This is a genomic window from Desulfitobacterium sp. LBE (assembly GCF_007830365.1).
Classification (GTDB): domain Bacteria; phylum Bacillota; class Desulfitobacteriia; order Desulfitobacteriales; family Desulfitobacteriaceae; genus Desulfitobacterium; species Desulfitobacterium hafniense.
In genome coordinates this window covers 2,309,712-2,322,233 of the sequence record NZ_VLKD01000001.1, presented here as the reverse complement: position 1 = coordinate 2,322,233, position 12,522 = coordinate 2,309,712, and the positions used below count along the sequence as shown (strand labels likewise).

General features: G+C 45.1%; 12 protein-coding genes and 1 tRNA gene. 11 read left to right on the top strand and 2 right to left on the bottom strand.

All coding sequences use genetic code 11. From position 1 onward, the window contains the following. The first annotated feature begins 20 nt into the window (after positions 1-20). From DESLBE_RS10990 to DESLBE_RS10940, 11 genes are all read left to right on the top strand, one after another. A tRNA-Ala gene (locus DESLBE_RS10990) sits at positions 21-98 on the top strand. Between the two features lie 323 nt (positions 99-421). Further along, positions 422-613: a hypothetical protein gene (locus DESLBE_RS10985; protein WP_005813666.1), complete on the top strand. Its 192-nt coding sequence runs from the start codon at positions 422-424 to the stop codon at positions 611-613. Beyond that, positions 591-1,205, top strand: coding sequence for a Fic family protein (locus tag DESLBE_RS10980; protein ID WP_345788283.1), 615 nt, complete (start codon positions 591-593; stop codon positions 1,203-1,205). Before DESLBE_RS10985 ends, DESLBE_RS10980 begins: the two co-directional genes overlap by 23 nt. A gap of 379 nt (positions 1,206-1,584) precedes the next feature. Then, a complete protein-coding gene (locus DESLBE_RS10975; protein WP_144678640.1) occupies positions 1,585-2,499 on the top strand; it encodes a class I SAM-dependent methyltransferase in 915 nt (304 codons plus the stop codon). Between the two features lie 165 nt (positions 2,500-2,664). Continuing rightward, positions 2,665-3,039, top strand: coding sequence for a nuclear transport factor 2 family protein (locus DESLBE_RS10970; RefSeq protein ID WP_005813674.1), 375 nt, complete (start codon positions 2,665-2,667; stop codon positions 3,037-3,039). 154 nt (positions 3,040-3,193) lie between these two features. After that, the gene (locus tag DESLBE_RS10965) at positions 3,194-5,545 is read left to right on the top strand and encodes a hydratase (RefSeq protein ID WP_144676770.1); all 2,352 of its coding nucleotides are present in this window, start codon (positions 3,194-3,196) and stop codon (positions 5,543-5,545) included. A gap of 206 nt (positions 5,546-5,751) precedes the next feature. Next, complete coding sequence (pckA, locus tag DESLBE_RS10960; RefSeq protein ID WP_144676768.1) at positions 5,752-7,293, top strand: phosphoenolpyruvate carboxykinase (ATP); 1,542 nt, start codon at positions 5,752-5,754, stop codon at positions 7,291-7,293. Positions 7,294-7,423: 130 nt separating this feature from the next. Then, complete coding sequence (locus DESLBE_RS10955) at positions 7,424-8,386, top strand: ComEC/Rec2 family competence protein (RefSeq protein WP_144676766.1); 963 nt, start codon at positions 7,424-7,426, stop codon at positions 8,384-8,386. A 55-nt stretch (positions 8,387-8,441) separates the two neighbouring features. Beyond that, the gene (locus tag DESLBE_RS10950; protein ID WP_011461676.1) at positions 8,442-8,654 is read left to right on the top strand and encodes a DUF3006 domain-containing protein; all 213 of its coding nucleotides are present in this window, start codon (positions 8,442-8,444) and stop codon (positions 8,652-8,654) included. Between the two features lie 104 nt (positions 8,655-8,758). Further along, positions 8,759-10,165, top strand: a complete 1,407-nt coding sequence (locus DESLBE_RS10945; protein ID WP_015943228.1) for a M23 family metallopeptidase — start codon at positions 8,759-8,761, stop codon at positions 10,163-10,165. A gap of 28 nt (positions 10,166-10,193) precedes the next feature. After that, the gene (locus tag DESLBE_RS10940; protein ID WP_144676764.1) at positions 10,194-11,099 is read left to right on the top strand and encodes a uroporphyrinogen decarboxylase family protein; all 906 of its coding nucleotides are present in this window, start codon (positions 10,194-10,196) and stop codon (positions 11,097-11,099) included. A 101-nt stretch (positions 11,100-11,200) separates the two neighbouring features. On the opposite strand, the gene DESLBE_RS10935 is transcribed toward DESLBE_RS10940, so the two are convergent. Both DESLBE_RS10935 and DESLBE_RS10930 read right to left on the bottom strand, forming a co-directional pair. Further along, positions 11,201-11,650, bottom strand: a complete 450-nt coding sequence (locus DESLBE_RS10935; protein WP_144676762.1) for a MarR family winged helix-turn-helix transcriptional regulator — start codon at positions 11,648-11,650, stop codon at positions 11,201-11,203. Positions 11,651-11,967: 317 nt separating this feature from the next. After that, complete coding sequence (locus DESLBE_RS10930; protein WP_011461672.1) at positions 11,968-12,273, bottom strand: zinc-ribbon domain containing protein; 306 nt, start codon at positions 12,271-12,273, stop codon at positions 11,968-11,970. Between the last annotated feature and the right edge of the window lie 249 nt (positions 12,274-12,522).

Sequence of the window (12,522 nt, the reverse complement as noted above, 5' to 3'; positions counted from 1 at the left end):
TGTCTCTTAGCTAAAGACGTGGGGATGTAGCTCTAGCACTGTGGGAAAGCGCTTGCCTCGCATGTAAGAAGTCGTGGGTTCGAATCCTATCATCTCTATCATGAAATAAATGACGGTATAATATCTGACCATTTTTAGGTATGTTCAGATTTATACCGTCTTTGTTTTATTAACAGATATGTCTACAAAAAGCATAAAACGAATTCTTAACCATGCCAATAATATCGGAGTTCCTGTATTAAAAATGGGAATTATCTAGTGATGCAGATAAGCTAACTGCTATAAAGATAAATTAACCAGTAAATATGAACGCATAATATTCTGGCATATCTTTCGACTAGTGTAGCTCTTATTGGTTTAGCCTGGATTATTGTTTAAGTTTTAAGTAAAAATATGGTATAATAAGACGAGGTGGTTTTAGGTGAGAGATTTAGAAAAATTAATTGATGAGGTTAACGGCTCCATGGCGATGGAAGGAATGCCACTTACGCAGTCTGATAAGGATAGAATCAGATATTGTGCAGGAAATGATAAATTGGTTGAGAAAACCATAGCTGAACTCGTTAAAAAGCATACAGCTGCCCACGACTATGACCATGAACAACAATTATGATTACAGTTATGAATGGGATCACAAATATTGCTATCCCCATTCTAATGTGCTGATAAACAAGCTGAGAATTGAGGATGCGGAAAAACTGCGCATAGCAGAAAGAGAAATCACCTCTTTGCGAATTGCAAATGCCAAATTAAACGTTATACGAGGTGATTTTGATCTGCTTCATTTGAAAACGATCCACAAGTATGTATTCGGCGATGTTTACGAATGGGCTGGCGAACTTCGATGCGTTAACGTGGCAAAAGGCAATATGTTCTGCAACTATCAGTTTATTGAACCAAATGCCCATATACTATTTCGGAAATTAAAAGAAGAAAACTACCTTAAAGACGTCCCCCGAGATGAAGTTCCACTTCGTTTGGCGTTCTACCTTAGCGAGATTAATGCCCTACACCCTTTTAGGGAAGGTAACGGTAGAGTGCAAAGGCTCTTTATCGAATATCTGGCTGAAAACATAGGTTATCAAGTGGACTTTTCTCAAGTGACCGACAAGCAGATGGTTGAAGCAAGCGCTGCTTCTTTCTTGTGTGATTATGCTAAAATGAATGAGATTTTGATGGCGATAACCGAACCTCTTTCTGAATAACAAATATTAACAATCAATCAAGCACTATTTTGAGGGTGCTTTAAGCACGGACCGGGAGAGCGCTTGCTTCGCATGTGAGAAGTTGTGGGTTCGAGTCCCATCATCTCCATCCCAAAAGACATACCTTGTCATATATTACTATCTGGAATTCGTCTGTGCGAGTCTTTTTCGTTTTAGGGGAGGGGTTCCTGTGATAAAGCAAACCAAAGAAAGCTTAGACATTTTATTCCGGTGTAAAAAATAAAAAATCTGCCACAATATATGTGACAGAAATGTGAATTTCTTTGATTTCTTGTACTTAATATACCATAAAATGAGAAAAATTTCAAGCCTTGTACTGAGTAGGCTCCAGGTGTATTAAGTATATGAGGTGATTAAAATGGAACAGAAAAGTGTAACGGCACTGGTCAGCACATTTTCCAGGGCATACCACGCAGAGAACAATGAAGTGAAAATTTTTAATGACAGTATGGCAAGGCTCTTCTTAAGCGAAGAAGAATACGGACAAATATCGAAAAATATGGCGGAAGGTATTGGATTTTTTAATCCGTCCTTTAAAGGGACACCGGATGAGGCTTTAAGATGGGTAGTGGATAATCAACTATCTCCTTCACCCCTTGGCAGAGCGGCATTTACAGAAAAAGCACTTTACGCTGCAGTGTCAAGCGGCGCAAGACAGTATCTGATTCTGGGTGCAGGGTATGACAGTTTTGCCTATCGCCAGCCTGCTTGGGCTAAGGGAATACAGATTTTTGAGATTGACCACCCAGCTACGGCAAAGGATAAAAGGGCTAAACTGGAAAAGGCCAAGCTAACCATACCCGATAATGTCCAATATATTACGGCCGATTTTATGAAACAAGAATGGCAGACCGCCTTGACTCAAAACATTAAATTTAATAAAAACCAAATCAGCTTTTGCAGTATTTTGGGCGTTGTCTATTATCTTTCCGTGCAAACATTTGTAGATCTGATTTTGGCGCTCAGTGCTCTTTTACCTGTGGGTAGTTCTATTGTATTTGACTATCCTGATGAAAACACCTACACCGACAAAGGGGGAGAACGGGCAAAAAAACAAGCGATGTTGGCAGCGACGGCCAATGAAAAAATGCTTGCCGGCTATTCTTATGAAGATATGGAGAATGTACTTTCCTCCCACGGGTTCTTGATATATGAGCATCTAACGCCTGGGGAAGTGACAGGACAATATTTTGAAGCCTACAATCACGCCAATCCTTTGCATCCGATGACTGCATTTGACAATGTGAATTATTGCCTTGCGGTAAGAAAATAAGCATAATCTTCAGCTTGAAAAGACTTTTTCCACTATTGTTCTCCAAAGACATACTTTCTCACAAGGAGGGTATGTCTTTTCTTATAAGATAAAGCGCAGTATTATGGATTCAGCGTTCGCATCCAAATCACATAGACAACAAAAATTTTACAAGGAGAAATATCAATGGATATAAACAAATTTGTAACTCAGTACTGGAATCATATTGCTACCCAGAACGAAGAAGAATTACCAAAGTATTTTCACGAAGATGCCTGTATCCGATGGCATAATACAAATGAGCAATTTAATGTCAAAGAATTTCTGAGAGCCAATTGTGATTATCCTGGAAGCTGGAGTGGCGAAGTTGAACGAATAGAACACATTGGCAATAGTGTGATTACTGTTACACGTGTTTGGTCAAAGGAAAATTCCTTTCATGTGGCTTCATTTTTTGAGATGAGCGAAGATAAGATAAAGGTCCTGGACGAATACTGGGGTGATGATGGCACAGCTCCTCAATGGAGAATAGATAAAAATATAGGCAAGCCGATTCGATAAGCTAGAGTTTGTTTTGGCAAAAAAGAGCAGGATAATCCTCATCAGGCGTTAAATATTGTATACATGGTGTAAAAAGGTTGATACTTATAAGAAATGTAGGTAAATTAAAACCATGCCTCAGCAGGAGGAAAAACCTAGAGTATGGAGGATGGACATGATACGTTTAATTGAAAACGGTATATACCTTATTCAAGGTAAGCAAGCCTTGGAGGTAAAAGATACAAATGTTCTTTGGGATCTTAATGGTCAGACCGTTGATCCGGAGCAGCTTTCCACGGAAGAATTCCCGGATCGTGAAAAGGCCCGTAAAAATACCATGGCTTATCAGATTCTCTCCCGGCATAATGCCTCCGGAAACATGGATGATCTGAAGATTCGCTTTGATGCCTTAACTTCTCATGACATCACCTATGTGGGGATTGTGCAGACGGCAAGGGCCAGCGGCTTGAAGGAATTCCCGATTCCCTATGTGCTGACCAACTGCCATAACAGTTTGTCGGCGGTGGGTGGAACCATCAACGAAGATGATCATGTCTTCGGTTTGTCTGCGGCTCAAAAATACGGCGGTATCTATGTTCCTGCCCATCAAGCGGTCATCCATCAATATATGAGGGAGATGATGACAGGCTGCGGCAGCATGATTCTGGGCTCGGACAGCCATACCCGTTACGGCGCCTTTGGCACCATGGGAGTGGGGGAAGGGGGACCGGAGCTGGTCAAGCAGCTTCTCAGCAAAACCTATGATGTGAAATATCCCGGTGTGGTGGCCATCTATCTGGAAGGCAAGCCCCGCCCTGGCGTAGGTCCCCAGGACGTAGCCCTGGCCATTATCGGAGCCGTCTTTAAGAATGGCTTTGTTAAGAATAAGGTCATGGAATTTGTGGGCCCCGGCATTGAGAATCTATCAGTGGACTTCCGCAGCGGTATTGATGTCATGACTACAGAAACCACTTGCTTAAGCTCCATTTGGACCACCGACGATCAAGTGAAGAAGTATTATGATATCCATGGCCGCAGTGAAGCTTATGCCAAGCTGGAGCCGGGAGAAGTGGCCTATTATGACGGTATGGTAATGGTGGATTTAAGCAAAATCGTGCCCATGATCGCCATGCCTTTCCATCCCAGCAATACCTTTACCATTGCCGAGCTCAATGAGAACCCTTACGATATCCTTAAACAGGTGGAAGCAGAAGCAAGAAAGCAGCTGGATAATCCCCGGATTAAGTTCAATCTGACGGATCGGATCGTCAAGGGCCGGCTCCATGTGGATCAGGCCATCGTGGCAGGCTGTGCCGGCGGCAGCTTTGAAAACATTATGGATGTAGCTGCTATCCTGGACAGCCAATCGGTGGGGAACGACTACCTGTCCTTCAGCGTGTACCCCTCCAGTCAGCCCATTTATTACGAACTCATTAAGCGGGGCGCTATCGGCAAGCTGATGCAGGCCGGAACACTGATCAAGACAGCCTTCTGCGGTCCCTGCTTTGGGGCCGGGGATGTACCCGCCAACGGCCAATTCAGCATTCGTCATACCACGAGGAACTTCCCTAACCGGGAAGGCTCTAAACCCGGAGAACTGCAGATATCTTCAGTTGCCTTGATGGACGCACGTTCTATTGCTGCCACAGTGATTCGCGGTGGCCGGCTGACCCCGGCGACGGAGATTGATTTTACTCCCGCAGAAGCTGATTATGAATTTAATGCTGATATCTATGCCAAGAGAGTGTATCAAGGTTTCGGCAAACCCCTCCTTAAGTCGGAATTGAAGTTCGGCCCCAATATTGCCGATTGGCCGGAGATGATTGCCCTCCCCGAGAATATTCTCTTGAAATTTGCGGCCGTCATTCACGATCCTGTCACCACCACAGATGAGTTGATTCCTTCGGGAGAAACCTCCTCTTACCGCTCCAACCCTCTGCGACTTGCAGAATTTACCCTTTCCCGGAAAGAGCCTCAGTATGTGGAACGTGCCAAAGGGGTGCAAGCCTTGGAGAAAGAACGCCGCAGCCTGGTGGCCGGTGCCAAGGATTTGACCGGCCTGAGCGACGGTTTGCGCGGGTTGGGAGAGCGAATCCTTCAGGCGGCCCCTGCTTATACCCAGCTGCAGGAGGCACTGGCCAATACCGGGATCGGTACAGTGATCTATGCCGTGAAGCCTGGGGATGGTTCAGCCCGGGAGCAGGCTGCATCCTGTCAGAAGGTCCTGGGAGGATGGGCCAATATCGCTCAGGAGTACGCTACCAAACGTTACCGGAGCAACCTGATCAACTGGGGAATGTTGCCCTTTACCTGGGATAATGACCCTGAGATCGTTTTCCATGTGGATGATGTGCTTTTTGTCCCGGGAATTCGCCAGAGCATCATCAGTGAAGCCGAAACGGTTACAGGGCAGTTGTTTACTGCTCATGGGATTAAAGAGGTTAAGCTTCAGCTCAATCCGCTGACTCAGGACGAGAGAGAGATTATCCTCCAGGGAAGCCTTATTAACTACTATGCCGCCAACTGAAGCTGCCTCATTCCGATGAGATAATAGAAAAAAACTATGCAGAGCCTGGTGAAAGCCAGCCGCGCTGCATAGTTTTTTCGTATATTAATCATCAAAAATGAAAAAATGGGTGCCAAATTCCATGCGCTACTGCTATAATGGTGAATGTGTATTGCACGTCCCATGTATTTTGTATATTTTAATCACGGAAAAGGAGCAGCGTTATCATGGATCAAATTGTTCATCATAATTTAGAGGTATCAGAATTAGTTGACATGGCCCTTGAGCGTGGAGAAGGTACTCTTGCTTCCAGTGGAGCATTTCGTGTAAGTACGGGGAAATATACCGGACGTTCCCCTCTCGATAAATTTATCGTCGATGAACCTTCGGTCCATGAGCGGATCGATTGGGGCTCAGTGAACCGCCCTATTGCCCAGGAATACTTTGAGAAGCTTTATGATGAAGTCCAAGCCTATATAGAAGCTAAAGAAGAAGTGTTTATTTTTGATGGCTTTGCCGGGGCAGATGAAGAATACCGGCTTCCCATCCGGGTCATCAATGAGTTCGCCTGGCAAAATCTCTTTGTACACCAACTCTTTATTCGCCCCACCCCAGAGGAATTAGATAACCATCAAGCCCAGTTTACGATTATTGCTGCCCCCAGCTTTAAAGCTGATCCGGAAGTCCATGGAACCCATTCCGAGGCCTTTATCATTTGCTCCTTCGAAAAGCGGGTGGTATTGATTGGGGGGACCCATTATGCCGGCGAGATGAAGAAATCCATTTTCAGCGTCATGAACTACTATTTGCCTTTAAGGGAAGTCATGCCCATGCATTGTTCGGCCAATATCGGTGCGGATGGGGATGTAGCCCTGTTCTTTGGTTTATCCGGAACGGGAAAGACCACCCTTTCCGCCGATCCGGAGCGCTGTTTAATCGGTGATGATGAGCATGGCTGGTCAAAAAACGGGGTCTTTAATTTTGAAGGGGGCTGCTATGCCAAATGCATCAACCTTTCCGAGGAAAAAGAACCGCAGATTTGGCAGGCCATCCGCTTTGGAACGGTTCTGGAAAACGTCGTTCTTCATCCGGACACCCAGGTTGCCGATTATGACGATGCCACACTGACGGAAAATACACGGGCGGCTTACCCCATCGACTATATCGAAGGAGCCGTAATCCCCGGTGTAGGGGGACAGCCTAAGGTGATTGTTTTCCTCACGGCGGACGCCTTTGGTGTATTGCCTCCCATCGCCAAACTCACCAAGGAACAAGCGATGTATCATTTCTTATCCGGATATACCTCCAAGCTGGCCGGAACTGAGCGGGGAATTACAGAGCCACAGGCGACTTTTTCCACCTGCTTTGGTGCTCCCTTCCTTCCTTTGGCACCCCAAGTGTATGCGGAAATGCTGGGAGAGAGAATCGACACCTATGGTACACGGGTCTATCTGGTCAATACCGGTTGGTCCGGCGGCGCTTACGGGGTGGGCAAGCGTATCAAACTGGGCTATACCCGGGCGATGATTACGGCAGCCCTCCAGGGCACTTTGGAGCAGGCTGAATTCACCGCTGATCCGAATTTTGGCGTCCTGGTTCCTGACCATGTGGAAGGGGTACCCAGTGAGGTTTTAAATCCAAGATTGACCTGGCAGAATAAAGAGGCTTATGATATCAATGCCAGGGAACTGGCTCAGCGCTTCCAAAAGAACTTCGAGCAATTTGCCCAGACTGCTGAAGAAATCCGCCAGGCCGGGCCGAAAGCTTAATAAGAAGCTCCTGAATGGTGTGGAGCCTTCAGGAGCTTCTTTGGGTTGTATATAGAGATAAGATAGATGTACATAGAGATAAGAGAGTAGAAGTTTTAATTATTCCAAAAGATAGAAGAAGAGGGATGCTGTGAAAGGTTATAAGATAGGGAGCTTTCTTTTAGTTCTCCTATTGTCAATATTGTTAATAGGCTGCGCAGACTTGGCGAATCCTAATCCTCAGAACTCTCAGGATCAGAGGAACAGCGTTAAAGAAGGGCAAAACCCCGGAAGTTTCTTAGGGAAAGATAACGCGGATACTAAGGCTTTGCAGGTAAGCTTTATCGATGTAGGTCAAGCCGATTCAGCCCTGATTCAGATTCCCAACGGCAAAAATATATTGATCGATGCCGGCAATAATGCCGATGCCGAGTTCTTAATCAAGTATCTCCAAGACCGAGGGATTGAGGAAATTCATATCCTGATTGGAACTCATCCTCATGAGGATCACATCGGAGGATTGGATAAGGTTATCGAGAAGTTTAAGATCGGGCAGGTGATTATGCCCAAGGTGACCAGCACTACCAGGACCTTTGAGGATGTTTTGCTGGCTGTCCAGGAGAAAGGCTTGAAAATCAAGGAAGGGAAGGCCGGAGTCCAGTTGGATTTAGGGCCTCTTGAGGAAGGCATGCCTGCCGTTTCAGCAGAAATCCTTGCCCCTCTGTCCGGCCAATATGAGGACATGAACAATTACAGCATCGTCCTGCGCTTAGTCTATGGACCCCATGCCTTTCTCTTTACGGGAGATGCGGAAGATGTCTCGGAAAAAGAAATGCTGGCCGCTGGTGTAAATCTAAAGGCTGATGTCCTGAAAGTAGGTCATCACGGCAGTAAATCATCGACGACGAAAGATTTTCTCGCTGCTGTAGTTCCCAAGTATGCTATTATCTCTGTAGGGAAGGATAACAGCTATGGTCACCCAACAGAAACTGTTCTTAAACGGTTAAGCGATGCAGGGATTGGGATTTACAGAACCGATCAAGTGGGGACCATAACAGTGACTGCCAATGGTTCCGCACTCACATTTGCCACAACAACCCATGAGGTTCAATAAGCCAAGAGAAAACTGCCTGAAGGATCTTTGCATCTTAGAAAGGAGTTGCCTGAAAATGAAAGGAATTATTGATCGTTTTGAAGGTGAGTTTGCGGTGATTGAACAAGAAGATCGGGTTATCATCAATGTTCCCCGTCATGCTCTGCCCAGAGAAGCCAAGGAAGGGGACAGTTTGGTTTTAAGCAATGGAGAGTATCTGATTGATCCTTCGGAAACCGCAAAAAGGAAAAAAAGAATTGAAGAATTAAGTCGAGAATTGTGGGAATAGATAATTTCTTAGGAGTGAAACAGAAAAAATTTAAAGATTTTCACAAAATCATCACAACCATCCTGTATAATGGTTTTGAGTTGTTTGTGTAATAGGAGGTAAGTATGCGGCCTGTGAAAATCAAGCTAGAGCCAAAAATCTGGATTGAATCCTTGAATAAACTACCATGGAAGTCTCCCAAAATGATTGGCGGAGCCTTAGCCGTCCTACTGGCGCTGGGAGGCGGAGGATATTATCTTAATACCACAGCTCCTGCGGCCTATGTAGTCATTAATGGTGAAACGGTGGGTATAGTGGAAAGCGTCAACAACGGAGAAAAGCTGCTGGAGCAAGTCCTTGATGAAGAAGGAGCTCCTGTCGGAGAGGTCGCCAAGACCCATGACCAAATCGAATATACTACGGCACGAATCGATAATGGCTATACTCCCTTAACTAAAGAGGAGCTTAAAGGCAAGCTGTCTTTCTTTATTGAAGCGGTGGAATTAAAAATAGCAGACCATCCCATGTTCACTTTAGCGAGCCAGGCGGAAGCGGATAAGCTTTTAAAAGCCTACGAGGAAATGTACGTCAAAGAAGATGAGAATAATAAATTGACTGCGGTAACCTTTGAAGAAGAGGTTGAAATTCAGGATGTAGAAGCTTTGCCTGAAGCAATTACCACCGTGGCAGAAGCCTTGGAGGTGCTGAAACAGGGCAATGTGCAAAAAGAAGAGTATGTGGTGGAAGAAAACGATTCCTGGTGGTTGATCGCCCGTAAGAATGACTTGAAAACCGTGGAAGTTCTTGCCGCTAACCCCGGAGCAACCCTCGATACCATCATTAAGCCCGGAGAAAAAATTGCGATTGAGAAGGTCAGTCCCTATCTTACCGTCGTCTTTGAGGGAACCAAGACGGCGACCGAAACTATACCCTTTGATGTGGAGACCAAGGTTGACAATAAATTAGCCAGCGGTACATCGAAAGTTACCAAAGCCGGAGCCGACGGTGAAAAGGTTGTTACATATTCGTATGTGCAGAAGAATGATAAAATTGTCACAAAGACTATCGTAGATGAGAAAGTGACTAAGGAAGCGGTGTCCCAAGTGGTGACTAAGGGGCCTCAACGTGTTCAGGTAGCCAGCGCTTCCCGGGGTAGCGGTTTAGTGCCGGCCTTAGTAAGACCTTACGGAGGCTATGTCAGTTCCTATTATGGATACCGCGGCAGCGAGTTCCATACAGGTATTGATTATGCGGGATCCAGCGGTGATCCCTTTGTGGCCGCGGCCGCCGGGACAGTCGTTGCGGCAGGCAGGCAAGGCAACTATGGGAATTGCATTTTGGTTGACCATGGTAATGGCATCCAAACCCGTTATGCTCATGCTTCTAAAATACTGGTTAAGGTGGGGCAATCCGTTTCTCAGGGTGAGACCATTGGTTTGGTCGGTTCCACAGGCCGTTCCACAGGCTCCCACCTCCATTTTGAAATCATCGTCAATGGCGATACCGTAAATCCTGCCAACTACGTGAGATAATACGGAGTGTAAGTTGCTCGGAGGGAATATGACGAAGATTAAAAGGGTCTTGGCAATGATAGATGGGGAGGCAGTGGATAAGCTTCCCAAGGGGGAGTTCTTTGTTGAGGATGGCCTGGTTGCCAAACTTCTTCAACAGTCCTCCTTCCCCAGCCCGCCCCCCCTTGACCTTGAGGCGAGGATGAAGGCCTATGAATTATTAGGCCTTGATGCCCTTGTTTTTATGGCCGATTCCCAAAAGCCGGATAAACCATGGGCAGAACTGCAACATTGGCAAGAGGAAAGTGATTTTTTCCTCTTTGCCTTGCTTGACGGTCCTTTTCAGGGTGTGGGACATGGTTATGCCGATTTTACAGCTTTCCTGATGGATACGGTGAGAGATCAAGAAAAAATTGCAGAGCTTGTCAAGGAGTCGATGCAAAAGAGTCTGGAGCTGGGCAGGAAGGCTATCGCTTCCGGGGCTCATGGAATTTTGATCGCTGATGATATCGCCTATAACCGTGGACTATATATTTCCCCCCGGATTATGCGGGAGATATTTTTTCCGTACCTTAAGGAACTCCTGCAGAGTTTGCGCCGCACATCCCGGGAATTGGCAGGGAGAGAGCTGCCGATCTTCTTTCATTCAGATGGGGATATCCGGCTTATTCTCCAGGATTTAAAGGAAATGGGCTTTAAGGGGATTCATTCCTTGGAGTCTGTCATGGATCTTGCGGAAGTCAGAGAAGCCGTAGGCAGGGATATGTGTCTTATGGGCGGGTATGGGCTGGACTGGTTTGAGGCCGGTGGAGTCCCCAAGGTGGATGAATTATTAAGGACGGTCCTGCCTGGGAGCTATATCTTTGGCAGCAGTGCCGGAATCCTTGATGAGAATCTTTCCCCCGGGGCAGTCTTGGAGGTATATCGTTATGTTGATGGGCTAAAGTGTATTTGATATATGTTAAATACATGAAGAAGACCATAGAAAGAGGGCTGACTTTAGGATTGTCCAATCCTGAAGTCAGCCCTCTTTGGGGTGAGTAATGATTAATTTCACTAGTTAAGAGCGGAAAGATTATCGATAACCTTGTCTAAGACTCTGATACAAACTGTTAAATCCTCGAGGCCAATCCCTTGAGTGGTTTCTTCGTTTGTTTTGTCTCCCATAGCCATAAGTCCATCTTTAAGATTTCTTCCGGTCTCCGTAAGATAAATGAGATTCGTCCGCCGATCATGAGGATGCCTGGTTCTGACCACCAGGTTATGTTTTTCCATAGTGTTGATGATCCTGGAAACGCTGGGCTCATCTTTATTGCTGCTCAGAGCCAAACTGTTTTGAGTCTGGCCGTCTTCCCGCCATAAATAGAGGAGTAATCTCCATTGTTCTATTGTAACTTCAAAATCATGTTCTTTGAAGTTGTGACTCAATCGCTGGGCAATAAGACGTGCTGCCTTATTCAGATGAAATCCGAACGATCTTGCAGTATATTCATGAAACGTTGGCATAATAAAACCTCACAATATTGTTCCTTATGGCTCTATCATACCTATTTTTTGTTGCATAAGCAAGTAACTTGTGAATAAATTCATAGAAAGTTAACATTTATTTTTTATATAGCATAAATAATAATATTTAATATAGCTAAAAATTAATATATTATTTTTTGTAATTAGAATAAATATCTTTTTCGAATTAATTAATATAGTAAAATCAATCGGAAGAATGGGCGGATTGGAAAGGCAACCGAAGGAGAAAGAGATAGTATATAAAAAGAACTCTGAGTAATGACTCAAAGTTCTTCATTGACGATGTACGCTATAGATTACCAGTTGCTGCGCTTACGTGGGGTGTAGCAATCACGGCAATAGACAGGTTTGTCACCCGTAGGTTGAAAAGGAACTGTCGTTTCTTTTCCGCAGGATGAACAAGTAGCGGGGAACATTTCCCGTTGTGGGCGGGAAGAATATCCACCACCGTTACGATTTTGAGCTTTTCTGGCAGAACGGCAGGAAGGGCAGCGGCCAGGCTCATTTGTAAAGCCTTTTTCTGCGTAGAATTCTTGCTCTGAGGCAGAGAAGACAAATTCTGCGCCACAATCTTTACAGGATAGAACTTTGTCTGCAAACATTTAAAAAAAACCTCCAAGATTTAAATTCCACCCGTCGTATGGGAAGTGTCCTGCTCCCCAAAGCCACAGGCAATCGAGAAGGTTTTCATCCACAAGAACTAACGAGTTTCTTCCATTATACCTAATCTTTGTAAGGTAGTCAATAATTGTATGGAATAGTTTCAATATAATCAATCTTTAAAATGTCCTGATATATATCCTTTTGTCACCATTTTGGTATGACTTGGTGACAAAAGGATACAGAGGGTG

Bases quoted from the DNA above. Each gene is read 5' to 3' on its own strand.
- DESLBE_RS10970 (WP_005813674.1), top strand. From the start codon at position 2,665: ATGGATATAAACAAATTTGTAACTCAGTACTGGAATCATATTGCTACC.
- DESLBE_RS10940 (WP_144676764.1), top strand. From the start codon at position 10,194: ATGACGAAGATTAAAAGGGTCTTGGCAATGATAGATGGGGAGGCAGTG.
- DESLBE_RS10965 (WP_144676770.1), top strand. From the start codon at position 3,194: ATGATACGTTTAATTGAAAACGGTATATACCTTATTCAAGGTAAGCAA.
- DESLBE_RS10950 (WP_011461676.1), top strand. From the start codon at position 8,442: ATGAAAGGAATTATTGATCGTTTTGAAGGTGAGTTTGCGGTGATTGAA.
- DESLBE_RS10935 (WP_144676762.1), bottom strand. From the start codon at position 11,650: ATGCCAACGTTTCATGAATATACTGCAAGATCGTTCGGATTTCATCTG.
- DESLBE_RS10930 (WP_011461672.1), bottom strand. From the start codon at position 12,273: ATGTTTGCAGACAAAGTTCTATCCTGTAAAGATTGTGGCGCAGAATTT.
- DESLBE_RS10980 (WP_345788283.1), top strand. From the start codon at position 591: ATGACCATGAACAACAATTATGATTACAGTTATGAATGGGATCACAAA.
- DESLBE_RS10945 (WP_015943228.1), top strand. From the start codon at position 8,759: ATGCGGCCTGTGAAAATCAAGCTAGAGCCAAAAATCTGGATTGAATCC.
- DESLBE_RS10975 (WP_144678640.1), top strand. From the start codon at position 1,585: ATGGAACAGAAAAGTGTAACGGCACTGGTCAGCACATTTTCCAGGGCA.
- pckA (WP_144676768.1), top strand. From the start codon at position 5,752: ATGGATCAAATTGTTCATCATAATTTAGAGGTATCAGAATTAGTTGAC.